General features: G+C 32.5%; 27 protein-coding genes. 15 read left to right on the forward strand and 12 right to left on the reverse strand.

All coding sequences use genetic code 11. The features are described from left to right. Positions 1-5 precede the first annotated feature (5 nt). Positions 6-458: a DUF1569 domain-containing protein gene (locus Q4Q47_RS07375; protein WP_303306008.1), complete on the reverse strand. Its 453-nt coding sequence runs from the start codon at positions 456-458 to the stop codon at positions 6-8. A gap of 170 nt (positions 459-628) precedes the next feature. On the opposite strand from Q4Q47_RS07375, the gene Q4Q47_RS07380 reads away from it, so the two are divergent. Together Q4Q47_RS07380 and Q4Q47_RS07385 are read left to right on the forward strand one after the other, a co-directional pair. Further along, positions 629-988 carry a HEAT repeat domain-containing protein gene (locus tag Q4Q47_RS07380; protein ID WP_303306009.1) on the forward strand — a complete coding sequence of 120 codons (360 nt, stop codon included), beginning with the start codon at positions 629-631 and terminating at the stop codon, positions 986-988. Between the two features lie 16 nt (positions 989-1,004). Beyond that, entirely contained in the window at positions 1,005-1,394 is a 390-nt protein-coding gene (locus Q4Q47_RS07385; protein ID WP_303306010.1) for a HEAT repeat domain-containing protein, read from the forward strand. A 19-nt stretch (positions 1,395-1,413) separates the two neighbouring features. Here the strand turns inward: Q4Q47_RS07385 and Q4Q47_RS07390 are convergent, their stop codons facing one another. The 3 genes from Q4Q47_RS07390 to Q4Q47_RS07400 are packed head-to-tail and all read right to left on the reverse strand — an operon-like array spanning position 1,414 to position 3,782. Next, on the reverse strand, positions 1,414-2,652 hold the full coding sequence (locus tag Q4Q47_RS07390) for an MFS transporter (protein ID WP_303306011.1): 1,239 nt from the start codon (positions 2,650-2,652) through the stop codon (positions 1,414-1,416). Between the two features lie 17 nt (positions 2,653-2,669). Beyond that, positions 2,670-2,993: a TraR/DksA family transcriptional regulator gene (locus tag Q4Q47_RS07395; protein ID WP_303306012.1), complete on the reverse strand. Its 324-nt coding sequence runs from the start codon at positions 2,991-2,993 to the stop codon at positions 2,670-2,672. A 9-nt stretch (positions 2,994-3,002) separates the two neighbouring features. After that, a complete protein-coding gene (locus tag Q4Q47_RS07400; protein WP_303306013.1) occupies positions 3,003-3,782 on the reverse strand; it encodes a TerB family tellurite resistance protein in 780 nt (259 codons plus the stop codon). A gap of 213 nt (positions 3,783-3,995) precedes the next feature. On the opposite strand from Q4Q47_RS07400, the gene Q4Q47_RS07405 reads away from it, so the two are divergent. The 6 genes from Q4Q47_RS07405 (at position 3,996) to Q4Q47_RS07430 (ending at position 8,567) form a co-directional block, all read left to right on the forward strand. Then, on the forward strand, positions 3,996-4,406 hold the full coding sequence (locus Q4Q47_RS07405) for a BrxA/BrxB family bacilliredoxin (protein WP_303306014.1): 411 nt from the start codon (positions 3,996-3,998) through the stop codon (positions 4,404-4,406). A 211-nt stretch (positions 4,407-4,617) separates the two neighbouring features. Continuing rightward, positions 4,618-5,019: a hypothetical protein gene (locus Q4Q47_RS07410; protein WP_303306015.1), complete on the forward strand. Its 402-nt coding sequence runs from the start codon at positions 4,618-4,620 to the stop codon at positions 5,017-5,019. Positions 5,020-5,045: 26 nt separating this feature from the next. Then, the gene (locus Q4Q47_RS07415) at positions 5,046-5,783 is read left to right on the forward strand and encodes a lysophospholipid acyltransferase family protein (RefSeq protein ID WP_303306016.1); all 738 of its coding nucleotides are present in this window, start codon (positions 5,046-5,048) and stop codon (positions 5,781-5,783) included. A gap of 10 nt (positions 5,784-5,793) precedes the next feature. Continuing rightward, positions 5,794-6,786, forward strand: coding sequence for an acyl-ACP desaturase (locus tag Q4Q47_RS07420; protein ID WP_303306017.1), 993 nt, complete (start codon positions 5,794-5,796; stop codon positions 6,784-6,786). Positions 6,787-6,809: 23 nt separating this feature from the next. Continuing rightward, a complete protein-coding gene (locus Q4Q47_RS07425) occupies positions 6,810-7,730 on the forward strand; it encodes an AraC family transcriptional regulator (protein ID WP_303306018.1) in 921 nt (306 codons plus the stop codon). A 183-nt stretch (positions 7,731-7,913) separates the two neighbouring features. Continuing rightward, entirely contained in the window at positions 7,914-8,567 is a 654-nt protein-coding gene (locus tag Q4Q47_RS07430) for an HD domain-containing protein (protein WP_303306019.1), read from the forward strand. Positions 8,568-8,676: 109 nt separating this feature from the next. Here the strand turns inward: Q4Q47_RS07430 and Q4Q47_RS07435 are convergent, their stop codons facing one another. Further along, complete coding sequence (locus tag Q4Q47_RS07435; protein ID WP_303306020.1) at positions 8,677-9,549, reverse strand: AraC family transcriptional regulator; 873 nt, start codon at positions 9,547-9,549, stop codon at positions 8,677-8,679. A gap of 205 nt (positions 9,550-9,754) precedes the next feature. On the opposite strand from Q4Q47_RS07435, the gene Q4Q47_RS07440 reads away from it, so the two are divergent. After that, the gene (locus tag Q4Q47_RS07440) at positions 9,755-10,354 is read left to right on the forward strand and encodes a hypothetical protein (RefSeq protein ID WP_303306021.1); all 600 of its coding nucleotides are present in this window, start codon (positions 9,755-9,757) and stop codon (positions 10,352-10,354) included. A 257-nt stretch (positions 10,355-10,611) separates the two neighbouring features. Here Q4Q47_RS07440 and Q4Q47_RS07445 read toward each other — a convergent pair whose 3' ends face one another. After that, complete coding sequence (locus Q4Q47_RS07445; RefSeq protein ID WP_303306022.1) at positions 10,612-11,685, reverse strand: PA0069 family radical SAM protein; 1,074 nt, start codon at positions 11,683-11,685, stop codon at positions 10,612-10,614. Between the two features lie 248 nt (positions 11,686-11,933). Between Q4Q47_RS07445 and Q4Q47_RS07450 the strand changes: the two genes are divergently transcribed. Beyond that, a complete protein-coding gene (locus Q4Q47_RS07450; RefSeq protein WP_303306023.1) occupies positions 11,934-12,470 on the forward strand; it encodes a nuclear transport factor 2 family protein in 537 nt (178 codons plus the stop codon). 182 nt (positions 12,471-12,652) lie between these two features. Here the strand turns inward: Q4Q47_RS07450 and Q4Q47_RS07455 are convergent, their stop codons facing one another. From Q4Q47_RS07455 to Q4Q47_RS07480, 6 genes are all read right to left on the reverse strand, one after another. Further along, positions 12,653-13,438: an enoyl-CoA hydratase/isomerase family protein gene (locus Q4Q47_RS07455; protein ID WP_303306024.1), complete on the reverse strand. Its 786-nt coding sequence runs from the start codon at positions 13,436-13,438 to the stop codon at positions 12,653-12,655. Positions 13,439-13,623: 185 nt separating this feature from the next. After that, positions 13,624-14,061: a protein-disulfide reductase DsbD domain-containing protein gene (locus Q4Q47_RS07460; RefSeq protein WP_303306025.1), complete on the reverse strand. Its 438-nt coding sequence runs from the start codon at positions 14,059-14,061 to the stop codon at positions 13,624-13,626. A 187-nt stretch (positions 14,062-14,248) separates the two neighbouring features. Continuing rightward, positions 14,249-15,706 carry a sensor histidine kinase gene (locus Q4Q47_RS07465; RefSeq protein ID WP_303306026.1) on the reverse strand — a complete coding sequence of 486 codons (1,458 nt, stop codon included), beginning with the start codon at positions 15,704-15,706 and terminating at the stop codon, positions 14,249-14,251. A gap of 241 nt (positions 15,707-15,947) precedes the next feature. Further along, positions 15,948-16,496: a CopD family protein gene (locus Q4Q47_RS07470; protein ID WP_303306027.1), complete on the reverse strand. Its 549-nt coding sequence runs from the start codon at positions 16,494-16,496 to the stop codon at positions 15,948-15,950. A 2-nt stretch (positions 16,497-16,498) separates the two neighbouring features. Then, positions 16,499-17,533, reverse strand: coding sequence for a ferrochelatase (hemH, locus tag Q4Q47_RS07475; protein ID WP_303306028.1), 1,035 nt, complete (start codon positions 17,531-17,533; stop codon positions 16,499-16,501). A 15-nt stretch (positions 17,534-17,548) separates the two neighbouring features. Further along, the gene (locus Q4Q47_RS07480; protein WP_303306029.1) at positions 17,549-18,451 is read right to left on the reverse strand and encodes a helix-turn-helix transcriptional regulator; all 903 of its coding nucleotides are present in this window, start codon (positions 18,449-18,451) and stop codon (positions 17,549-17,551) included. A gap of 189 nt (positions 18,452-18,640) precedes the next feature. Here Q4Q47_RS07480 and hemA point away from each other — a divergent pair, with 189 nt between their 5' ends. The 5 genes from hemA (at position 18,641) to Q4Q47_RS07505 (ending at position 23,999) form a co-directional block, all read left to right on the forward strand. Beyond that, positions 18,641-19,900 (forward strand): glutamyl-tRNA reductase, encoded by a 1,260-nt coding sequence (hemA, locus tag Q4Q47_RS07485; protein ID WP_303306030.1) that lies wholly within the window; start codon positions 18,641-18,643, stop codon positions 19,898-19,900. Beyond that, entirely contained in the window at positions 19,893-21,470 is a 1,578-nt protein-coding gene (gene hemC, locus Q4Q47_RS07490; RefSeq protein ID WP_303306031.1) for a hydroxymethylbilane synthase, read from the forward strand. The genes hemA and hemC overlap by 8 nt, the downstream gene beginning before the upstream one ends. A gap of 87 nt (positions 21,471-21,557) precedes the next feature. Next, on the forward strand, positions 21,558-22,586 hold the full coding sequence (gene hemE / locus Q4Q47_RS07495; RefSeq protein ID WP_303306032.1) for a uroporphyrinogen decarboxylase: 1,029 nt from the start codon (positions 21,558-21,560) through the stop codon (positions 22,584-22,586). Between the two features lie 122 nt (positions 22,587-22,708). Further along, complete coding sequence (locus Q4Q47_RS07500) at positions 22,709-23,464, forward strand: EI24 domain-containing protein (RefSeq protein WP_303306033.1); 756 nt, start codon at positions 22,709-22,711, stop codon at positions 23,462-23,464. Then, complete coding sequence (locus tag Q4Q47_RS07505) at positions 23,457-23,999, forward strand: GNAT family N-acetyltransferase (protein WP_303306034.1); 543 nt, start codon at positions 23,457-23,459, stop codon at positions 23,997-23,999. Before Q4Q47_RS07500 ends, Q4Q47_RS07505 begins: the two co-directional genes overlap by 8 nt.

The following is a 23,999-nucleotide window of genomic DNA, read 5'->3' on the forward strand; positions in this document are numbered from 1 at the left end:
TGTTGTTATACTCCAAACTGATTTAGATGATGATCTATGTGCTTGTAAAACATATTATTCCATTCTTGCTCAGATAATTTCCCAAATGAATGCGACTCTCTATTATCAAAATAGACGCCTCCTAAGTCTTGTGTTTTCTTTAAGTAATTGATTAAACGCTCTTTTTCTGTTTCAAAATTTTTGGAATCAGTTATTAAAAATTCAGGTGCTGTTCTACTATTTTTCTTGTATGGTTTTTCGTTTACTACTAAAGGTTTTACAAATAGCTTTAATAGTGCTTTTTTAAAACCATTTGGTTTAGGGTGTATATTTTCAAGTGCCAACTCATAAGTCACATTGCAATGCGCCAACATTTTATCGACACTCATTTTCCCCCATAATTGTGGTGTTGAAGATTCTAATTTATTAATTCTGGCAATAACTGTATTTGTTTCGTTTAAATCGAAGATATTTTTCATCTGTTTATTTTTATTGCTTTTTAATGGTCATATGCAACCTTTGATGATTAAAATAATCTTTAAGCACATAGAGTAATGATTATTTTAATCATGTCGGTTTCATCGTTTTTAATTAATATATTAAAACTCATGCAATTTATTTCTTTTATTTTTATCTTAAAACTATATATATGGGGTTTTATGACTTAAATAAAGGAGCTCGTGTCCTTTTGGTTGAAAAAATCAACCAAAAAATAGCTTTTAATTTAACTTCTAATAAAACCGAAAGTATTATTAAATACTTTTCAGATGAAGACACTTACATTCGAAAAACAGGTTATTTAGCTATCGGCAAAATCTTTTATTCTAAACCAGAATTGCAAAAAACGATTCTTTCTGCTTTAAAAGATTTATTAAAATCAGACTCTGAAAAAGTACGCCAAACAGTAGTAAATGCTGCAGGTGAAATTGGTAAATTTCATTTTGATAAAGTTAAGACTTTTTTGATATTGGATTGTTTGACAAACACCATTCTGTTAGAAATGCGGTGATAGGTTCTGTAAAAAAATGGGGGAGAAGAACCCTGTTCCTGTTCTAGATTGGGCAAAAACCTACTTAGAACACCCTGATAAAGAAATTAGACGAGAGATTTGTCATGGTATTGAATTACGAGGTCGCACGCATCCTCAAGATATTTTACCATTATTAAAAACCCTGGAGTTTGACGAAACCAAACGTGTCTCGAATACTTTAATTCATGTTTTAGGACAAATTGCTTATAAAAATGGTTGCTTAAAAACGGTTGTTGTGCATCTTAATACCTGGGAAAACAAACCCCTTGTTGAAAAAGCACTCGACGAAATTGTTGATGTTCATGATCGTTATAAAAAGTTTGCTGTTTTAACTCAGCAGGAGGCTATTGATTATATTGATGGGAATTATAATCCAAAAAACTAAGTTTATTCAAAATTGTTATCTAAGACAAAAATTCATCTGCTTCTTTAGATAGGTGAATTCTATCATCTTTTTTATACAATAAAGATAAACCATACGCTATAACTCCAAATACCAGAAGAATAAAAACACTAATTAAAAAGATAGTATTATAGCTTATTTCATTACTGTACTCTGTTATTATTCCAGAAATCTTATTGAATAGCATAGAAGGAATTGTTATTAAAGATAAAATAATGGCTAAATATTTAGGGTTACTGAATTTAGTTGTTACAGAATATAAAATTGGAGAGATAAGCATTTCTCCTGCAGAAAGTAGAAAAGCAGAGAATATAAAAATTGTTAAACTTAAAGAATTTGGGGTTTCTGGAATAAACAATAAAATTATAAAAGATAATGCAGAAACTATTAATCCTAAAAAAATCTTAAAAAATGAATTTGTATAAACGTAAGTCCAAACTAAAGTTAAAATTGAGATAATAATTATTCCAAAAAAAGAGCCAAGTCCAGTTTTTAAATAAACTTCTGGAATTACATCAATACCGTCAAAAACTTTTTCTTGAATTGTATAAACATCAAAGTATGTACTCTCATAAACCATCAAAAAAATACCAGAAGTAATTATTACTGTAATAATGTATAGTAACCTTTTATCTATGTTTATGTTTTTATAATTAGATGATGAAATGCCTTGATTATTGTTTGTAAATAATATAAAAACTGTAGCCAACATTGTTAATACCCCAGTTACTATAAATCCATAGTTGAAATTTGACTCAGCCATATAACCTGTAACTACAACCCCAATAAATGAGCCTATACTAATAGCTAGATGAAACAATGTAAAACCTGCATCTAATAATTTTGGATTATTTATTAAATACTGCTTACCAAATTGTGCAATTGTGTTAGATGTAAATAATCCAGAACCTAAAATTATTAACCCAAAACCAATATATAAAGAACCCAGAGATTGAATACACAATATAAAACAACCTAAAGTTTGTAAAGTTCCACCAACAAGTATCCCTTTTTTATTGCCCACTAATAAATCTCCCAAAAGTGCTCCTAAGACATTGGAAAAAACAATAAACAAAGAAAACCATCCATAGGTTGCTACCGCCTCTTGATTAGACATTTGTAATGTTTCGCCAACCATATAAAGCACAATGATCGTCCTTATCCCGTAATATGATGCTCTTTCAAAACTATACGCTATAGCATAAATTAATGCTGGTTTTGAATGACTAATGTTTTGCATAGTACTAGTTTATTATTCTAACTCGCACAATTAACACACAATAAACTTTGAGGACGAATTAAGATCCTACCTACTGGAATAGCTTGTTTACATTTTAAACAAATGCCAAAATCGTCAGTTCCGAATCTATCCAGAACCCGCTTAAGATTTCCTAGCTTAATTTCGGCTTGACGTAAGGATGCCTCATTAACACTTTTATTATTTATAGCATCCATTCTGCTTACCCTACCAATAGAAACATCTGGAGCTATAGGTTTTGTTAATTCTTTATAGTCTAAAATTGCTTTTTCGGTTTTCGAAATTTCTTCTAATATTTTTATTTTAACCTCCTCTTGATTCATTAAAAATTATTAAAATCGCCGTTCCTTCTGCAAATGCTCGTAAGCCGTTTGCACTTGTCTAAACTTTTCTTCAGCTCCTACCTGATGTTCTTTCCCTAAGTGAATGACTTTATCCGGATGATACTTTTTAGCCATTTTTCGATACGCTTTTTTAATATCATCGACCGTAGCACCTTTATCTATTTCCAGAATTTTATAAGCATTATCACTACTGTTATAAAACATGGCTTTAATACTATCATAATCACGTGAACTAATCCCTAAATATCCTGCAATCGTATAAATTTGTCTCTCCTCATCTTCTGTTACCGTTCCATCAGCCTTTGCAATACCAAACAAGAAATGCATAAGTTGTAAACGTGATGGATGATCCATCATCTGTTTAATCTGCAAACAAACTTGCCTGGTTGAAATATTACTTTGATTGCTAATATTTTTGAATAGTTTGAATGCATGATTGGCTCGTTCTTTACCATACATACTTACAAACTGCTGACGTACAAAATCCAATTCTCTTTGATCTTGTACACCATCCGCTTTTATAACGATTGACGCTAATATGAGTAAGCTCACTTCAAAATCACCTGATTGTGTTTGCGGACGCTGTCTGGTTTGTGTTCTATAAGTAGTTCCTCTACCTTGTTGCGGTTGTCCTTGTTCTAAAAAAGGACTACTTTTCCCGTTTGATAAGGAATCAACAATCCCTCCTAATGCTACCCCAATAATAGCACCTATAGGGCCACCAAAAGACCAGCCTAAAGCGCCACCTATCCATTTTGAAAAACTCATGTAAGTTATAGATTTTAATTATGACCAAACCTACATATAAATTCATTCTTTTAAAAGAAGAAGTTATATTAAGATAGGTTCGCTCTGACCTATTTTTTTTAAAATAAAGATTATCAGAGTAAATATAATATTTGTTAGTTGATTGATTCTCAATTTTGTTACACAATTGGTATCTTTGCACTATAAAATAGTTAATTATAAAAATTTAAAAATATGTATCCAGCAGAATTAGTAAAACCAATGCGCGAAGATTTAACAAAAGTTGGTTTTGAAGAATTACATACTTCTGAAGCTGTTGATGCTGCTTTAGCAAAAGAAGGAACAACTTTAGTGGTTGTAAATTCAGTTTGCGGTTGTGCAGCAGCGAATGCACGCCCAGGAGCAAGCATGAGTTTAGAAAATGAAAAGCGTCCTACAAATATTGTAACCGTTTTTGCAGGTGTAGATAAAGAAGCCGTCGATACCGCTCGTGGTTATATGGTCCCATTTCCTCCAAGCTCTCCAAGTATGGCATTATTTAAAGATGGTGAGTTAGTACATATGCTAGAACGTCATCATATTGAAGGTCGTCCGGCAGAGCTTATAGCAGAAAACTTAGTGGACGCCTATAACGAGCATTGTTAAAATAGAGCATTGCGAGGAATAAATAGCCTGCACTGAGCGCAATCGAAGTGTAGTTGTCTCTTTTCAGACAAACTAAAAATTTTATAGGTTCTTACGCTTTGCTCAGAATGACAATTAAAATTAAACCACGGATCCTCGGATTATCGTGGTTTTTTTTTATACAGATTACGCAACCTATTTACCAATTTCCCATCTTATAAAAAAAAGACTTATGAATCTGTATTTAAGAACTACATTGGTTTTTACCTATCTTATTTTATTAGTTATCGTCGGTTGTTCATCTAACGATAATGACGCACCTACTTATGAAAACGAATTAGAACAGCTTAGTTTATTAAAGGCAGATATTGAAGCATTGGCTAAAGCTTCAGTCTGCAATGATACTACCGAGTGTAAATTTATTGCATTAGGAAGCAAACCTTGTGGAGGGCCATGGTCTTATTTACTATATACAACTTCTATTGATGTTGAACAATTAGAAGCTGCCGTTGAAACTTACAACCAAAAAGAAGCTGCCTTTAATATAAAATGGGGCATCGCTTCAGATTGTGCACTCGCTTTACGACCAGTAAGTGCAAGTTGCGAAAATAACACCTGTGTTCTTATGTATTAAAACTTAGTTTTTACTTATTTTTGCGCATGCAAAAATTGTTGTCGTACCCATTAACCATTATTTATTTCCTCTGTTTTTTAATAACATTGCTCATATTCCATCCCATCCAATGGATAGGTCTTAACGCTTTTGGTTATAAAGGACATAAAAAAAGTGCTGATTTAATGAACATGTGTTTAATGCGATGCCTTCATATTCTAGGCACTCGATTTACATTTAATAATGCACATCATATTGAAACAAATCAGCCACTTATTGTCGTTTGCAATCATCAAAGTATGTATGACATCTCACCTTTGTCTGTTTTTTTAAGAAAATATCACCCTAAATTTATTAGTAAAATAGAATTGGGTAAAGGCATTCCCAGTGTGTCCTATAATTTACGTCATGGAGGATCTGTTTTAATCGATAGAAAAAACCCACGACAATCTTTGCCTGCTATTATGAAATTTGGTGAATATATTGAAAAAAATAATCGGGCAGCGGTTATTTTCCCGGAGGGAACAAGAAGTAAAGATGGTCATCCAAAACCATTTCAAACAAAAGGCTTAGAAATTCTATTTAAAAAAGCACCATCGGCTTTAGTCGTTCCCATTTCTATAAATAATTCCTGGAAAACAGTTCGTTACGGAAAATTCCCTATGGGATTAGGAACTCATATCACTTTTACTGTACACAAGCCTTTAAAAGTTAGTACCTTTGCCAATAAGCAAGAGCTTATAAATAGTATTGAAACTACTATTAAAGAACATATACACCCTTAAAAAATTATAGATGTCGTTAAAGAATGTTAGATTAGAAGTGATGAAGTTTTTGGAAAAAGACGTTGAATCTTTAATTGAAAAATATTTAATTCCTATTGAAAAAATTTGGCAGCCAACCGATTTTTTACCAAATTCTGAAGGAGATACTTTTTTTGAAGAAGTACGTGAAATAAGAGAACTTTCTAAAGAACTACCATATGATTTTTGGGTGGTTTTAGTCGGTGATATGATTACTGAAGAAGCCTTACCAACTTACGAATCCTGGCTAATGGATGTGGAAGGTGTTGATCAAGTAGACAGAGAAAATGCCTGGGGAAAATGGGTACGCCATTGGACAGGTGAAGAGAATCGTCATGGCGATGTACTTAACAAATACTTATATCTTTCCGGACGTGTAAATATGCGTGAAATTGAGAAAACCACACAATATCTTATTGCTGATGGTTTTGATATTGGAACTGATAGAGATCCATACAAAAACTTTGTTTATACTAGTTTTCAAGAGTTAGCAACCTACGTTTCTCACAATCGTGTTGCTAAAATTGCAAGAGAGAAAGGTAACAAACAGCTTGCTAAAATGTGTAAAATTATTTCTGGAGACGAAATGAGACATCATCACGCTTATTCTGAATTTGTTGAACGTATTTTTAAAGTGGATCCTAGTCAAATGATGATGGCATTTCATTATATGATGAAACAAAAAATAACGATGCCTGCTGTTTTTTTAAGAGAATCTGGAAATAAAATCAGCACCGCTTTTGATGAGTTTTCTAATACCGCGCAGCGTATTGGCGTTTACACATCGAATGATTATGTGGAAATTTTAGAGAAATTAATTGCCCGTTGGGAAATTGATAAAATCACAAACCTTACCGACGAAGCTGAAAAGGCCAGAGATTACCTTATGAAACTTCCTGCCAGAATGTATCGTTTAGCAGATCGTATTAAAATCCCGGAAAATTCATTTCAATTTAAATGGGTTGAGCCTGCCATTATAAAATAGCTAAAAATCATTTCACACAAATATTGATTTCTAAAGATGACATAGAAAAAGATTATATCAGTCGGGTTAATTTGACTTTAAAATATATAGACCATAATCTTGATTCTGAATTATCATTAGAGTCTCTTTCTAATATAGCATTATATTCACCATTTCATTTTCATAGAATTTTTAAAGCTCTAATTGGGGAAACACTCCATGCTTATATCATTAGAAAACGTATTGAAAAAACAGCCTCAGTATTAATACACAAAAGACACATAAGTATTACAGCCCTTTCGTTACAATATGGTTTTAGCAGCAACTCTTCTTTTACTCGTGCCTTTAAAAAATTTTATGGCGTAAGCCCTTCTCTATTTCGAAAAGAAAACCCATATAAATATAGCAAGATAAGTCAAGTTGAAAGCAAGAATGGGCAAGAAAGTCTGATTCTTGAAAAATACATTTGCAACATTAATAATCATTTAAATTGGATTAAAATGAATGCAAACATTGAAATTAAAGAAGTTCCTGAATTAAAATTTGCCTGCATGACTCATTTTGGAGTACACGGTATTGAAAACGTATTTGACAGATTAATAAAATGGGCGAAAGTAAAAGATTTGATGGGAAACTCTGAAACTAAAATGGCAAGAATTTTTCATGATAGCTTTAAAATAACTGATCCGGACAAGGTTCGTATGAGTATTTGTGTACTAACGAATAAACCACTTGTTTTAGAAGGAGACATAGATTCAGGGATCATAAGAAAAAGTAAATGCATTGTTGGTCGTTTTGAAATCACGCCTGTTGATTTTGAAAAATCATGGAGCAGCCTATTCATTTGGATGAATGAAAATGGATATAAAAAAGCTGAAGAGAATCCTTTTGAAATATATCATAATGACTTTCGGGAACATCCTGAAAATAAATGTATAGTTGATTTACATATTCCCATTGAATAAAAAATTGATTTGTAAATTAGTGACCGCCTAAAAAGTTTAAATAGGCTGTCATTACGAGGAGAGAATCGACGTGGTAATCTTTTGAATTGAATCTAAAATTAAACAGATTGCCACGACTTTTGCAAAGTCTCGCAATGACACTGAATGGCATTTTTTAGACAAAATTTTTATTTTTAACCCATTATGAGTTCAGAAAAAATTATACAAAAAACCATCACTTTTGTAAAAGAGCAATTAATTGATGCCGAAGGAGGGCACGACTGGTTTCATATAGAGCGTGTTTATAAAAATGCCTTGCTAATTTCTAAAAGTGAAAATGTAGATACTTTTATTGTAGCTCTTGGCGCTTTATTACATGATATTGCCGATAGTAAATTCCATAAAGGTGATGAAACTATTGGTCCTAAAATAGCTCGAGAGTTTTTATTTAAACTGAATGTAGACTCTACAGTCATTGAGCATGTTATAAATATTATTGAAAATATTTCTTTTAAAGGTGGAAATGAAGCACAAAAATTTCGTTCACCAGAATTAGATGTCGTGCAAGATGCCGATAGACTAGATGCTATTGGAGCCATAGGTATAGCACGTTGTTTTAATTATGGGGGCTTTAAAAACAGAGCCCTTTATAACCCTGACATTAAGCCAAACTTTAACATGAGTAAAGCAGCGTATAAAGCATCAACGGCTCCAACTATTAATCATTTTTATGAAAAATTACTGCTTTTAAAAGATAAAATGAATACCAAAACAGGAAAAAAAATAGCTTTAAACAGGCACACATTTATGGAGCTGTATCTTAAACAGTTTTATAATGAGTGGGATGGAAATGCTTAAAGCATTGTCGGGTCGGGCCTTTCGTCTCCGCTCAGTACTCGAGGAGACACACCCTTAAATTTCAGATGATTATCAGTAATAAAGTGATTGCTTACGTCAAGTTAATCTACTATTGGATAATATGTTTTATCTCTTTTCTGTATTGCGATGCACTTTTACCTGTTATTTCATTAAACTGTTTATTAAAATGTGAAAAATTATTAAACCCACATTCAAAACAAACATCCGCAATACTCATTTGACTTTCGTTTAATAGTTTTGTCGCATGCACTACTCTATATTCATTAACCAATTTAGTAAATGTCTTACCTGTAATACGTTTAAAATATCTACAAAACGCAGGGACCGTCATGCTTACTTTATCAGCTATTTCATCTAAGCTAATGTGATTTTGAAAGTTTCTGTTAATATACTTATAGATCAAACCAATTTTACCACTGTCTTGTGGTTCTGCTTCAAAAGCAAAACCGTCAGCATTTAAAATAATATAGTCATCTGTTTTTGCTAAATGATTTAATATCTCTAAAAATTTTAAAACCCTATCCAAGCCTTCATAATTTAGAAGCCTATCAATTTTAGGTCCAATTATTTTTTTCGTTTCTGCATTAAACCGAATACCCTTTTTTGCTCTATCAAATAAGGATATTATTAATGACATCTCAGGAATATTAACAAAATCATTTCCTAAAAAATTAGATTTAAACTGAACGGTTGTTTCTGTACCATTTGCTGTTAATCGATCTGTAAAACCATTGTGCGGCAAATTAGATCCTATTAATATAAGTTGACTATTATTAAAATAAGATAAGTGGGTACCTATATGAGTTTTTCCTTGGCCTTTATTTACATAAACCAATTCTAGTTCTGGATGAAAATGCCAAAAAGCATTATACTTATCAACCTTAACCATATGTTGTTTAACTAATATAGAACTTCCAAAACTAGGGCTAAGTTTTTCTAAAGTAGGTTTTTTATTAATCATAAATGGAGCAATTAAGTAACAAAAATACTACATATTATCTTTAAAAATCTATATACAATTATCATGATTATATGCTATTTTAACTTTACACAGATTTAACATTCATTTAACAGATAAAATAGCATACAAACTGGTCAAATTTGATGTTTTGCAACACCTTATTCCAATATACCTTTGTCTTGTTAAACGATGTAAAATCCAAATCATGAAAAACGCAATTAAAAAAATCAAAAAAAGCCTATTATTAGTAACAATGATGCTTACTGTAATAATAGGTAACGCTAGTGAAATTTCTTCTTTCAAAATTGAAGGGGATCTTAAAGGGACTGCATTAACAATTGATAATGTAAAAGAAGGCGACCTTCTATCTATTAAAAATTACAAGGGTATTATTATATATAAAGAACTTATTCAATCATCTGGTACGTACAATAAAGGTTTTGATTTAACTGAATTACCAAACGGAAATTATTTTTTCGAGATAGATAAAGATCTAGAAATTAAAACAATTCCTTTTGTTGTAGAAAATAACCAGGTTACTTTCAATAAAGATAAAGAGGCTGTTATTTTTAAGCCTTATCTAAGAGAAAAAGGCAACTTAGTTTATATGACAAAACTTGCCTTAGACCTTGAACCATTAAAAATAAGGATTTACGAAAATCATAACAACAGTTACCACTTAATATACTCAGAAAAGATTGAAGGCATTCAAATAATAGAAAAAGTATATAAACTTAAAAAAGGAAATTTTAAAATAGTAATCAATTCAAACAACAAAGAGTATACAAAATTCATCAATCATTAATTTAGTTAAGAGATCTTATTTAGTTAGTTTAGTTAGTTTTGTAAGGAGTGGGCTGTCATGGTCCACTTTTTTTGTTTAATAACCCTATATTATACCATCTCTCATCTGAAATGACCCTAATAAATCGCCCTTTTTTCCTTTCCATTTCAACATAAAAAGAAACCGTAGCTTAGGCTATGCTTTATTTTTCTGCTTTCTATAAAGAAAAAAAATCATCAATTTCTTTTACAGTAATTTCAAACAAGAAATGGTATTATTTAAAACAATCTTAATTGCCCGTCTTTATATTGTTCATGCAAACTCAGGTTAAGTTTTGGCATAGCTTTATTTTTAAAATACTTTAGCCTGGCCAGTTTTACAAGATTATTAATTTGTTCTGCAATTTTTCCCTCACCCCGCATTCTGGTTCCGTACCTAGAATCGTTTAAACGACCTCCGTGACAACTCTCTATTTGATGCAATACTTTTTCGGCACGATCTGGAAGCGTTTTATGAATCCAATCTTTAAAAATCTCGCCAATAGCACCATTTAGTCTCACAATTGTATGAGCTATCGACAAAGCACCATGTTCTTCTGCTGCTTTTGCTAAAGGTAATATTTCATGACTATTTATAGACGGAATAATAGGTGCTAACATCACATTTACCGGAATCCTATTTTCACTTAAAATCTTAACGGTTTCTAAACGTTTTTTAATTGTGGTTGTTCGAGGTTCTAAAATGCGTCTTGTATTTTCTGACAATGAGGTAATGGACATATTTACACCAATTAAGCTATCTTTTGTCAATGCTTTTAAAAGATCTAAATCCCTAAGAATTAATGCATTTTTCGTAATGATAGCTACCGGGTGTTTGTATTTTAAAAACACCTCTAAGCATTGTCTCGTAATTTCAAATTGTTTTTCGGCGGGTTGGTAACAATCCGTATTTCCGGACATAACGATAGGATGTGTTTTCCAACTTTTCTTTTTTAGTTGTGCTTCCAGTAATTTGGGAGCATCTTTCTTTACCATAATACGCCGTTCAAAATCCAAACCCGCACTATAACCCCAATACTCATGGCTATTGCGTGCGTAACAATAAATGCAACCGTGCTCGCAACCTTGATATGAATTCATAGAGTACATCATACCTATATCCGGGCTCTCCACTTTATTGACTATCGTTTTGGGAAATACTTCCAGATATTGTGTTTTATTTTTATCGCTTATTTCACCTTCTTTACGACAGAATTCGAGAAAGTCGTCACGCATTTCATGACTTAATTCGAAGAAACGATTGTGTACATTAACTTGTGCACCACGTCCTTTTATGGCAGTTTTTGGATTCATTGTAGTAAAAATAAAGGTTGAATGTGCTTTGTGTAGCTCTTTAAAATTACTTATAAATTCTATTCAAAAATGTTAAAGTAAAAACGGGTTATTAACAAATTCGATAAATCAAGATTCGATTATTAAAAGGCATAAATCACACTTGATTTTGTAAAAAAAATCAACTAACTTCGTTTGACAACCGATAAAGTTCATTGAAACGGAACTTTATCTTTACATTACCAGCAATTAAAACCATTCATCAAATAATGAGAACAATTCTAATACTCTTACTAATACTTTTGACTTCTTGCCAACAAGAATCAACAGATGAAAAAATAAAAAAATCAAACCTTGAATTAACTTCTCGTTATTTCAATGAAGTATACAATCAAAATAATATTGACTTAATTGATGAGTTGTTTGTTGAAAATTATGAACATACATCAACGGAAGGAAGAAAATTTAATAGTCGGGATGAATTAAAATCTGCCGTTAAAAGAATTGAATCTCTTTTACCAAATTTAAAACTTGAAATTGTAGAGGCAGTAGCTGATAAAGAAAAAGTTATTTTCTTGATTGGAATGGAATCTGATTTACCAAAAATGGCTAGTTCAACGACCAAGGCTAATAAAACTGATTTTAACGAAACGTTTATCTTTTGGGTTAAGGATAATAAAATATATAAAGGCAGGTCAATTGGGGCACATTTACCTTTTATAAAACAAGTTTCTGGATTTGAAGGAGGGTTAATGGCATTGATTAAAGAGCTATCGAAAAAACAAGATTCATTGGCAACGGAATAATAAACAGCTGCTAACACCATGTATAATTCATTGCTAATACTCGCCTACTTACGAAAATCCTCGCGGATTTTCTATTCAGTTTGTATTTACTAAATTAGTTGCTTAATCAACGCAAGCAAATCATAAACACGTTAAACGAACACTCCAAAAATAACGTAAAACCTCATTTTAAAGATAAAACTCTACCTCCCGGGAAAATCTGCTTTTCGCTTTTCTAAAAACGCTGTAGTACCTTCTGTAAAATCTTCACTACCAAAACAATTACCAAATTCCTGAATTTCGGTATCGAAACCATTAACACCATCTTTAAAATTGGCATTTATAGCTTTAATAGCGGCACTAATAGCCACCGATGAATTACGCGCTATTTTACCAGCTATTTTTTCACAAAAAGGAAGCAGCTCTTCTAAGGTAACTACATGATTTACCAACCCATCATTTAAAGCTTTATTTGCATCAATCATTCCAGCGGTCATTATAAGTTCCATAGCACGTCCTTTCCCTACCAATTGTGGTAAACGCTGGGTACCACCATAACCCGGAATAACACCAAGTGAGACTTCTGGCAATCCCATTTTAGCATTAGTACTTGCCACTCTAAAATGGCACGCCATGGCTAATTCTAGTCCACCACCAAGCGCAAAACCATTTATTGCAGCAATGGTTGGTGTAGATAAATTTTCGATAAAATCAAATAGCAATTCTTGCCCTTTAGACGCCAACATTTTACCTTCTTCAATACTGTAATTTGCAAACTCACTAATATCAGCGCCCGCAACAAAAGCTTTTTCTCCACTACCCGTCACAATAATAACTTTGGTTTTTTTATCTAGATCTGCTTCTTTAAAAGCGGCATGTAACTCCTGAATCGTCTCCTTATTAAGCGCATTTAGCTTCTTTGGACGATTAATGGTTATGGTAGTAATACCATTATTATTCTCTTCTGATAGTATGTTAGTGTAACTCATAGTATTATTTAAAGTTTATTGAATAGTGTCTGGTCTGAAACACAACAAAATTAAAAAAGTTTCTTTGTGCAATCTTTGCATTTATTTTTAATCGACTGATGCTAAGGCATCACCTCATAAAAAGTAAATACAAATCTTATCAAAAATAACTCTTTTTATAAAATTCGTCTGTTTCCGACCAGACACTAAATAGCAATTTCAAAATCATCATATCCCGGAACACAACTAGCATCATTACAAGTCATAAATTCAATTTCCCCAGTAATTGTCGTTGCTTTTTTATTTTTTAGTTTAATACGTTGTTTAAAAATCGCAGAATTTTCAAAATATTTAATGTTTAATTCAAAAACAGGATCAAAAGCAGTATGCCCTTTATCTTCTGTCATGCTTCCAACTAACTCATAATCTTTATTCTCTTCAAAAATAAAAACCGTTGGTAATGGCCCGCCTTCAGGCACTTTTAACGAATATAAATGATAGTTTGGTTTTATCGTCGCATCTATAATGACATCGTATTCCAAATTAGAAACTTTTTTTACGCTAGTTGACCACTTAACTGGTTCTAAAATTTGCGAATACCCCATGGAGGTTATTAAAAAGACTAATGCAAGTATTTTTTTCATTTTTATAAAGTTTATTTTAGTACATAACAAAAATTGAAATAACCACTTTAAGCTGTTAATTATCAATCTTTATACTTTTTATGTTTCTAGATCTGTCAGGTTCTAAAAACCTGACAGACCTCTGTTTCGGTACTATCAACTTCACTTCATCCAAGTCTAAGGTAATTTTTGTCGTGTCCTTAGAAAGTTATTCTTTAGGAAAAGTCACATTAAACGTAGTGCCTTTATCTTTTTCAGATTTGAACGTTATGGTTCCATCATAGGTTTCTACTATCTTTTTCACCATTGCTAAACCAAGCCCCATACCACTTGTTTTTGTCGTAAACTTAGGCTCAAAAACTTTAGCTTCATTCTCTTCTGAAATACCCAAACCGTTATCTGCAACTGAAATAGTGACATCATTGTCCTTCGTCCCTACATTAATAACGATTCTTGGTGTTTGATTTTCCGGCATGGCCTGAATACCATTTTTCACCAAGTTTGTAACTACTCGAATTAATTGTGTCCTATCAAATTTCGCAATAATTTTTTCGGATTCTGCGGTAAAAAAGATATAATCTTCATTAAAAATATCCAATGCCAGTTTTACGATTTTTACAACATTTAAAGTTTCATTTTGCTGTGCTGGCATCTTTGCAAAGTTTGAAAATGCAGATGCAATAGAACTCATAGTATCTATTTGTTGAATGAGCGTTTTACTGTATTCATCTAATTTGGAATGAATATTTTCATCATTTGGATCAAATTTACGTTGAAAGTTTTGCACCGTTAAACGCATAGGCGTCAGTGGGTTTTTAATTTCGTGTGCTACTTGTTTTGCCATTTCTCTCCAGGCTTGTTCCCTTTCACTTTTGGCTAATTGCACAGCACTTTCTTCAAGTTCGTCAATCATACTATTATACGAATTTACCAAAGTGGAAATTTCCTCGCTCGTATCATTGACTTCTATCTTCTTATTACGTTTTTCTAATCTTGTCGTATTAATTTTATCACTAATTGTTTTTAAAGACTTTGTGATGTATTTAGATAGTAAAAACGCAATACCAATAGCCATAAGTAAAATAAACATGTAGGCGTATGCTATCCGCCTTAGAAATTCTTCAAGCTCTTTTGAAAGGAAATCGTCTTTTTCTAAATATGGTAAATTTAATATGGCTATAGGTTTAGATCTTTGATCCGTAAGATAGGTATATGATGATTGATATGTTTCTCCGTTTTCCTTATGTTTATCTACAAATCTATGTGCCGCAGTATTAGAAATAGCATTTAAAACATCAGCTTCAAGACATTCTGGAGCAGCATTATTTTGTAATTCTGCTTTAGATGATATTAATAAGGTACCCTCCAAATCATATAAGTTAATTTGAAGTTTATGAATATCTGCTACGTTATATATTTCATTTTTAAAAATTAACGGGATATTCTCTGTTTTTACTTCCCAAGTGTTTTGTCTGCCATTTAAAACACGCTTAAGATGGGTTTGAATGTTTTCCTCTTTACGCTCTAAACGTCCTATATGATACTCCTGTCGTTCTTCCTTATATTGATAGATCGCTACAGCCGAAATAAGAACTGAGGCTAATAAAACCAGCAATATCATTGCTAAAAAAATACGGGTACGTAAAGATAGTTTTCTTAGTTTCATTAATAATTAGTGTGCCTTTTAAAAGTTCCATAAATATAGCAATAATCGAACCAAATATCTTTTATAGATAAAATCAAATCACAAGAGGTCTAAAAAGTGTCATTCAGAATGCAATGAAGAATCCCTTAAAAAAAACAATGTGCTGACTTATAATGGTATAAGATCCTTCGCTGTGCTCTGGATGACAAAAAATGTTACTTTTTTAGACCTCTCGTGATTTTGAAAATTGAAGATTTAAGTGCTAAGCATCTGGGTTTTTTGCTCTTATGTTTTTATAAACTTTATACCCTAACATGATAAGAATCCCTAAAACGATGATCCCTATAATACCCCAGATCCAATTGATGGCATTTTTTAAGATCACTAAAAAAACCACCGCAAATAGGATAAAAGTAGCACCTTCGTTCCATAGACGCATAAAACTTGACGTTACTGTAACCAAATCGTTTTGAAGGTGCTTGAAATACACATGTGTTAAAAGGTGATATATAATTAGCACCCCAACAAAGACTAGTTTTACCTGCATCCAATCTTGATTGAGTAGTGCAGGGTTCAAATAAAACAAGATTAAACCAAATAACAAAGCTAAAATGGCTGATGGCCATGTAATAATAAACCACAAACGCTTTGCCATAAGCTTAAGCTGTTTGCCTAAGATTTCTTTATCTGGTGACGGTTTGTGAAACGCTTCTATTTGGTATACAAATAATCGCGGAATGTAGAATAACCCGGCAAACCAGGTTATAACAAAAATAACATGAAACGCTTTTAAATAAAAATAATATGCCATAATTAGCTAATTTCAACAGGTGTTTTTATCCATTTCGTAATCCACTTTGAAAGTAGATTAACAAATGCATCATCGTCATTCAAACAAGGAACGGTTGTAAAATCTTTGCCGCCCATTTCATGAAAAATCTCTTGTCCTTCCATCGCTATTTCTTCAAGGGTTTCTAAACAATCGCTAACAAATGCAGGTGTTACAATGGCCATGTTTTTTACACCTTGTTTAGCTAAACGCTCAATAGTTCTATCTGTATAAGGAAGTAACCAAGGGTCGAAGCCTAAACGTGACTGAAAAGATGTGGAGTACATATCGGCTTCAAACTCCAACTTTTTGGCAACCAGTCTGGTCACTTCGTAACATTGATGTCTATAACAATATTCATGGGCTTTAGATGGAGTAGCACAACAACTACCGTCTATTTTACAATGCGATTTTGTAACGTCGCTTTTTCTAATATGACGTTCTGGGACACCATGATATGAAAACAATAAATGCTCGTAATTTTTGCCTTGCAAATGATTTTTTATTGAGTTAGAAAGTACCTCGATATAATCAGGTTTATTATAAAATGCAGGAACAGACTCTATTTTTAAATTCGGAAAATATTGCTGACGTAATTCTTCAACTAATACTGTAATGGTTTCCGTAGTTGCCATAGCAAACTGAGGATACAAGGGAAACAACAAGACCTCATCAACACCTTTATCTACTAATTCCTGCAGCCCTTTTTTAATGGTCATACTCCCATAACGCATAGCTAACGCAACAGGAACATCTACTTGTTTTTGAATTTTATTTTGAAGCCTTTCAGACAATACAATTAAAGGCGAGCCTTCATCCCACCATATTTTTTTATAAGCTGCCGCCGATGCTTTTGGTCGTGTCTTTAAAATAATGCCTTTAACTAATAATGTTCTGGCAGCGAGCGGAATATCAATAACCCGCTCATCCATTAAAAACTCACCTAAATACTTTTTTACATCTTTTGGTTCTGGACTATCCGGAGAACCAAGGTTGACTAGTAAAACTCCTTTTTTCATTAATAGTTTTCTTTTTTACGAAGATAATGACATTACATATTTTTTAGGCGTTGTACCATATTTCTTTTTAAAAGCTGCTATAAAATGACTAGAAGTGCTATACCCCACTTTAAGTCCCACTTCATTCACATTATTATCACCGGATTCTAATAATTTTCTGGCAACTTCCATTTTGTAATCAAATAAAAAACTAAATACTGAATCACCATAAATTTGCTTAAAACCCTCTTTCAGTTTTTTAAGATTTAACCCTATCTCATCTGCTAACTCCTGTAAACTGGGAGGTTCAGCCATACGAGCAATAACGATTTCTTTGGCTTTTCTAATTTTAATAACATTAGCTTCATCTACTAAGAATGGGCATTGTTCAACATCGGCATCTTCACTTCTATTAAAATATAAACTTAAAAGCTCATATGCCTTCCCTTTAAAATAAAGGTTTTTAATAGATTGATTCAGGTTATAATTTATTAATTGATTTAAGACAATTGCCATAGAAGGTGAAATAACACCATCCTTATAATATTTTTTATCCTTATTATCATCACTTAAAAAAGTAATATAACCAGCTTCATCAGAAAATAGCCCGTGAAAATTTTTAATAGATATTAAAATCGAAACCATCCAGGAATTAGGATCCATTTGTAAATTTATTGGTAAATCGCGCTGGGGATTGTATAGTAATAATGAATTCTCTTCTAAAATATTCAATGCATATCTTCCTTCATTAAAAACAAACCGACTTGTACCCTTTACGCAAAAATGAAATTGAATATAATCGCTATCTATTTCTTTAGCAAGAGATTGCACCTCATTTGATTCATTTTTGAATGTAAGCACCAAAGCACCATCATCTACCTTTGTTTCATCAAAAGAACTTTGAGCGACACTTTTATTATTGTTAATTTCGTCTTTCATAATGATTTTATTTAGATTCGTTCTAAATAAATTAAGCAAAAACAGCCTAATAATTAGCAAAAATATGACATTTATCATATAATTAGAAAAAACAACGTTAAAAAACCACAAACGATATTAAAAGTTCTTTGAGCGTTGTTTTTTTATAGATATCCATTATACTTTTGCTTTGAAATATCAGGTATCAGCATGCAGAAGTACAATATATCAAGAAGTAATTACTTTTATGCCATTGGTTTGAGTTATAAAAAAGCCGATGCAGACATAAGGGGGCGCTTTAGTTTAAGTGATGAGGGCAAATTAGCTTTACTTGATCAAGCCAAAGAAAATGATATTGAAAGTTTGGTGGTCACATCTACCTGTAACCGAACTGAAATTTATGGTTTTGCGCAACATCCCTTTCAATTAATCCAACTGCTTTGTGATAATACAAGAGGTACGGTTGAAGAATTTCAGGAAGTAGCATACATATATAAAAATAAAGACGCCATTGCACATATGTTTCGTGTAGGTTCAGGTTTAGATAGTCAGATTCTTGGAGATTTTGAAATTATTAGCCAATTAAAGATCAGTGCGCGTTCTTCAAAAAAACATGGGTTACTTAATCCTTTTTCGGAACGGTTAGTGAACGCTGTAATCCAAGCTAGTAAACGCATAAAGACCGAAACCAATATTTCATCCGGAGCAACTTCGGTCTCTTTTGCATCAGTTCAATATATTTTTAATTCGGTTGAAGATGTTTCAAACAAAAACATTTTACTTTTTGGAACGGGAAAAATTGGCAGAAACACTTGTGAAAACCTTGTAAAACATACCGAAAATGAACAAATCACTTTAATTAACAGAACTAAAGGCAAAGCAGAATTAATTGCCGGAAAGTTTGATTTGATCGTTAAGGATTATGCTAACTTACAGGAAGAGATTAACAACTCTGATATTTTAATTGTTGCTACAGGAGCTCAACGCCCTACCATTGACAAGCATATTATTCAATCTGAAAGACCGCTTTTAATTTTAGATTTGTCGATTCCAAAAAACGTTGACGCCAATGTTGAAGAATTAGACAATGTCACCTTAGTTCATTTAGACGATTTATCTAAAATTACAGATAAAACTTTAGAAGAAAGGAAAAAGCATATTCCTATTGCAGAATCTATTATAGAAGAAGTAAAAACAGAGTTTAATGGGTGGTTAGAAACCAGAAAGTTTGCCCCAACCATTAAAGCCTTAAAACATAAGCTTGCTAATTTTGCTGCCGCCGAATTAGAAACACAGCGCAAAAAAAATGCTGATTTCAATGAAGCACAAGCGGAATTAATTAGCAGCAACATCATTCAAAAAATAACCAATCATTTTGCGCATCATTTAAAAGATGACAATATTTCTACTGATGAGAGTCTAGAACTTATAAAAAAAGTGTTTCAGCTAGAACCAACTACACATGTCTAAAACCATTAGAATTGGTACGCGCGATAGTGAATTAGCACTATGGCAGGCCAAAATAGTACAACAACAACTCGAAAACCTAGGGTATAAAACACAATTAGTTCCTGTAAAATCTACTGGCGATTTAGTATTAGATAAGCCTTTGTACGAATTAGGAATTACTGGTATTTTTACCAGAACCTTAGATATTGCCATGTTAAATCATGACATTGATATTGCAGTTCATTCTCTAAAAGATGTGCCAACCGTTTTACCTAAAGGCATTATACAAGCAGCCGTATTAAAACGAGGCAATGTAAATGACACATTGGTATTTAAAAACAATGAAGAGTTTTTAGGTTCTAAAGAAGCTATTATAGCAACGGGAAGCCTGCGCAGGCGTGCCCAATGGCTCAATAGGTTTCCAACACATAAAATTGTTGATTTACGAGGCAATGTGAATTCGCGTTTACAAAAACTAGAAGATAATGCCCATTGGAATGGTGCTATTTTTGCAGCTGCTGGTATTGGCCGTATCGGTATAAGACCCGAAGAAGCGATTAATTTAGATTGGATGATTCCTGCTCCAGCTCAAGGTGCTATTATGATAACAGCTTTAGAGGAAGATGATTTTGTCAAAACTGCCTGTGCTGAATTAAATCATGAAGAAACCGAAATTTGTACCACTATTGAACGTGAGTTTTTAAATAAATTAGAAGGCGGTTGCACAGCTCCCATTGGCGCACTCGCTTATATTAAAAACGAAGAAATCAACTTTAAGGGCGTGTTACTAAGTACAGATGGCACTAAAAGAATTGATGTTACTCGCGTAAAAAAACTAGGCGAACATAATGACGTAGCAGCATTTTGTGCCGATTTCATTATAGAACGAGGAGGCAAGCGTTTAATGGATAGCATTAAGAAAGCTAATAAAAAAACAAACGTCTATTCAACAAAATCGTTCACAGAAGACCAACGACTTCTCTTTCATGAAAAAATAACTTCGGAAAGCACCGATTTCATAAAAATAAGCTTAAATAGAATCCATCCCAGGTTCTTGAAAAACGAAATTCGGAATATAATCATCACCAGTAAAAATGCAGTAGAATCTTTAATTACTAACTATTCTTCAACAGAATTGCAGTTTAAAAATATATATTGTGTTGGTAGACGCACGAAGCGTTTGGTAGAAAACAGGATAGGTAAAGTAACGCATTTTGAAAAAAACGCAAAAAAGCTAGCAGAGTACTTAGTTGAGTATATGGAAGGCGCCGAAGTCACTTATTTTTGCAGCGATTTAAGGTTAGATGATTTACCTACTATTTTAACTGAAAACAATATAAAAGTAAATGAAGTAGAAGCTTACCAAACTAAGTTTGATGGTATAAAAGTAGATGATTCTGTTGAATGTGTTATGTTTTACAGCCCATCGACCGTACAAAGTTTTGTGCAAAAAAATGACACAGATATTATTGCCTTTTGTATTGGAGATACCACAGCAAAAGAAGCAAAAAAACATTTTAAAGATGTTAGAATAGCTAAAGTCCCAACCGTGGAGAGTGTGATTGAGTTGGTGAATGAACATTATGTATAATAGTTATTGGTTATTAGTTGTTGGTTACTGGTATTCTCTAGAAACCCCAAACAACAAATAACTAACAACTAACAACTAACAACTAGTATGATTAAAAACGATTTATTTTTAAGAGCTTTAAAAGGAGAAACAGTTAATCGTCCACCCGTTTGGATGATGCGTCAAGCAGGGCGCTACCTACCAGAATTTATAGCCATTCGTGAGAAATACGATTTCTTCACACGTTGTAGAACACCTGAATTAGCTAGTGAAATCACCGTACAACCTATTCGACGTTACGGCATGGATGCTGCCATTTTATTCAGTGATATTTTGGTTATTCCACAAGCTATGAATATCGAAGTACAAATGAAACCTAATTTTGGTCCATATTTACCAAATCCTGTACGTACTCAAAAGGATGTTGATAATGTAATTGTTCCAGACGTCACAGTAGAATTAGACTATGTATATCAAGCCATAAAAGCTACGAAAGAATTACTTAATGATGATATTCCATTAATTGGGTTTGCAGGTTCACCATGGACTATTTTATGCTATTGTGTACAAGGTCAAGGAAGCAAAACCTTCGATAAGGCCAAAGAATTTTGTTTTACCAACCCAATAGCCGCACACCAATTACTTCAAAAAATAACCGATACAACCATCGCTTATTTAAAAGAAAAAGTAAAAGCTGGTGTTAATGCCGTTCAAATATTTGACTCTTGGGGAGGCATGTTATCACCTGTCGATTATCAAGAATTCTCCTGGCAATACATTAATCAAATTATTGAAGCTTTAAAGGATGATGCCCCGGTAATTGCTTTTGGTAAAGGCTGCTGGTTTGCACTTGGCGATATGGCAAAAAGTAACGCCTCTGCTTTAGGTGTAGACTGGACCTGTTCACCAAGAAATGCACGTTATTTATCAGGCGGAAACATTACGCTTCAAGGTAATTTTGATCCCTCTCGTTTACTGTCACCTCCTTCAGAAATAAAGAAAATGGTACATCAAATGATTAATGAATTTGGTAAAGACAAATACATCGTAAATCTAGGTCATGGGATTTTACCCAACATTCCGTTAGACCATGCCAAGGCATTTATAGATGCAGTGAAAGAATATAGCCCCTCTTAATCTCCCCTAAGGGGAGAAACTGCTATATAAGTAGATAACTTTAAATTTTAATAGTTTAATAAATTTTAATAGTTTAGGACGTAATTAATTCCCTCTCCTCGGAGAGGGCTGGGGAAAAGATTATGATTAAAAACATAATATTAGGAATCAAAGCCTATTTTGGTGCTTTTAGTTTAATATCTAAACTAAAACTTTGGAAATATTTTGCAATTCCTATGCTGATAAGTTTTGTAACTGCTATCCTTATTTTCACTACGGCTTATGGATTGTCTGATAATGTTGGTGCATTTATTTCAAAAATTTGGATTTGGGATTGGGGAAAAGAAACTTTTACAACCATTAGTTCTTTTATTGGAGGGCTCTTTATTATTGTTATCGGATTAATCCTTTTTAAGCATATCATCATGGCACTATCTGCGCCATTTATGAGTCCGGTTTCCGAAAAAATAGAAGCATACTTAACAGGAAACACATCACACACGCATAGAAAAACAACATTTTTACAACAACTTTGGCGCGGTATAAGAATTAATGGGAGAAATTTATTCATGGAGTTACTATTAACCATTCCTATACTGCTTTTAAAATTCATCCCTTTTGTCAATATATTTTCTACCATATTACTATTTTTAGTTCAAGCTTATTATGCTGGTTTTGGTAATATGGATTATACATTAGAGCGTCATTTTAAATATCAAAAAAGCACTTCTTTTGTTAGAAAAAATCGCGGACTAGCCATCGGTAATGGTATTATATTTATCTTATTTTTATTGATCCCTGTTATTGGTGTTATATTAGTATTACCATTATCTGTAACAGCAGCAACAACAAAAACAGTAGAAGTACTTCAATTAAAAACCACGCCACAAAATGCTTAAGTTTAATGCGTATAACATAGCACCTATTGAAATACAAGACGCCTGGAGTTTATGTAATTTTATTGTTGCAAATGAAGACCGATTAAAACGCTATTTTCCCAAAACATTAGAACAAAATTTAACGCCCGATTTATCCAAATTCTTTGTCCAAAAAAAAGTAAAACAATTTAGTTTAAAAGAAGAATTATTATTTACAATCAAAAAAAATGAATCTGGTGAATTAGTTGGTTTGGTTTATTTAAAAGAACTTGACTGGGATAAAAAGCAAGGTGAATTTGCCTATTGTATTGGATATCCTTTTGAAAGAAAAGGAATCATCACTAAATCTATTAATACATTATCAGAATATGCCTTTACAAACTTAGGCCTTGAGACGCTTCAAATCATTGCCCATAAAGACAATATAGCAAGCGTAAAAGTTGCTGAAAAATGTAATTTTATTTGGAAAAGAACCTTGAATAATGAGTTTACGCCATCTGGAGAAAAACCATTAAACATGGAATTATATGAATTATATAACGAAATAGAAATCTAA

Origin of the sequence: Flavivirga spongiicola (genome assembly GCF_030540825.1) — a bacterium.
In the GTDB taxonomy this organism is placed as follows: domain Bacteria; phylum Bacteroidota; class Bacteroidia; order Flavobacteriales; family Flavobacteriaceae; genus Flavivirga; species Flavivirga spongiicola.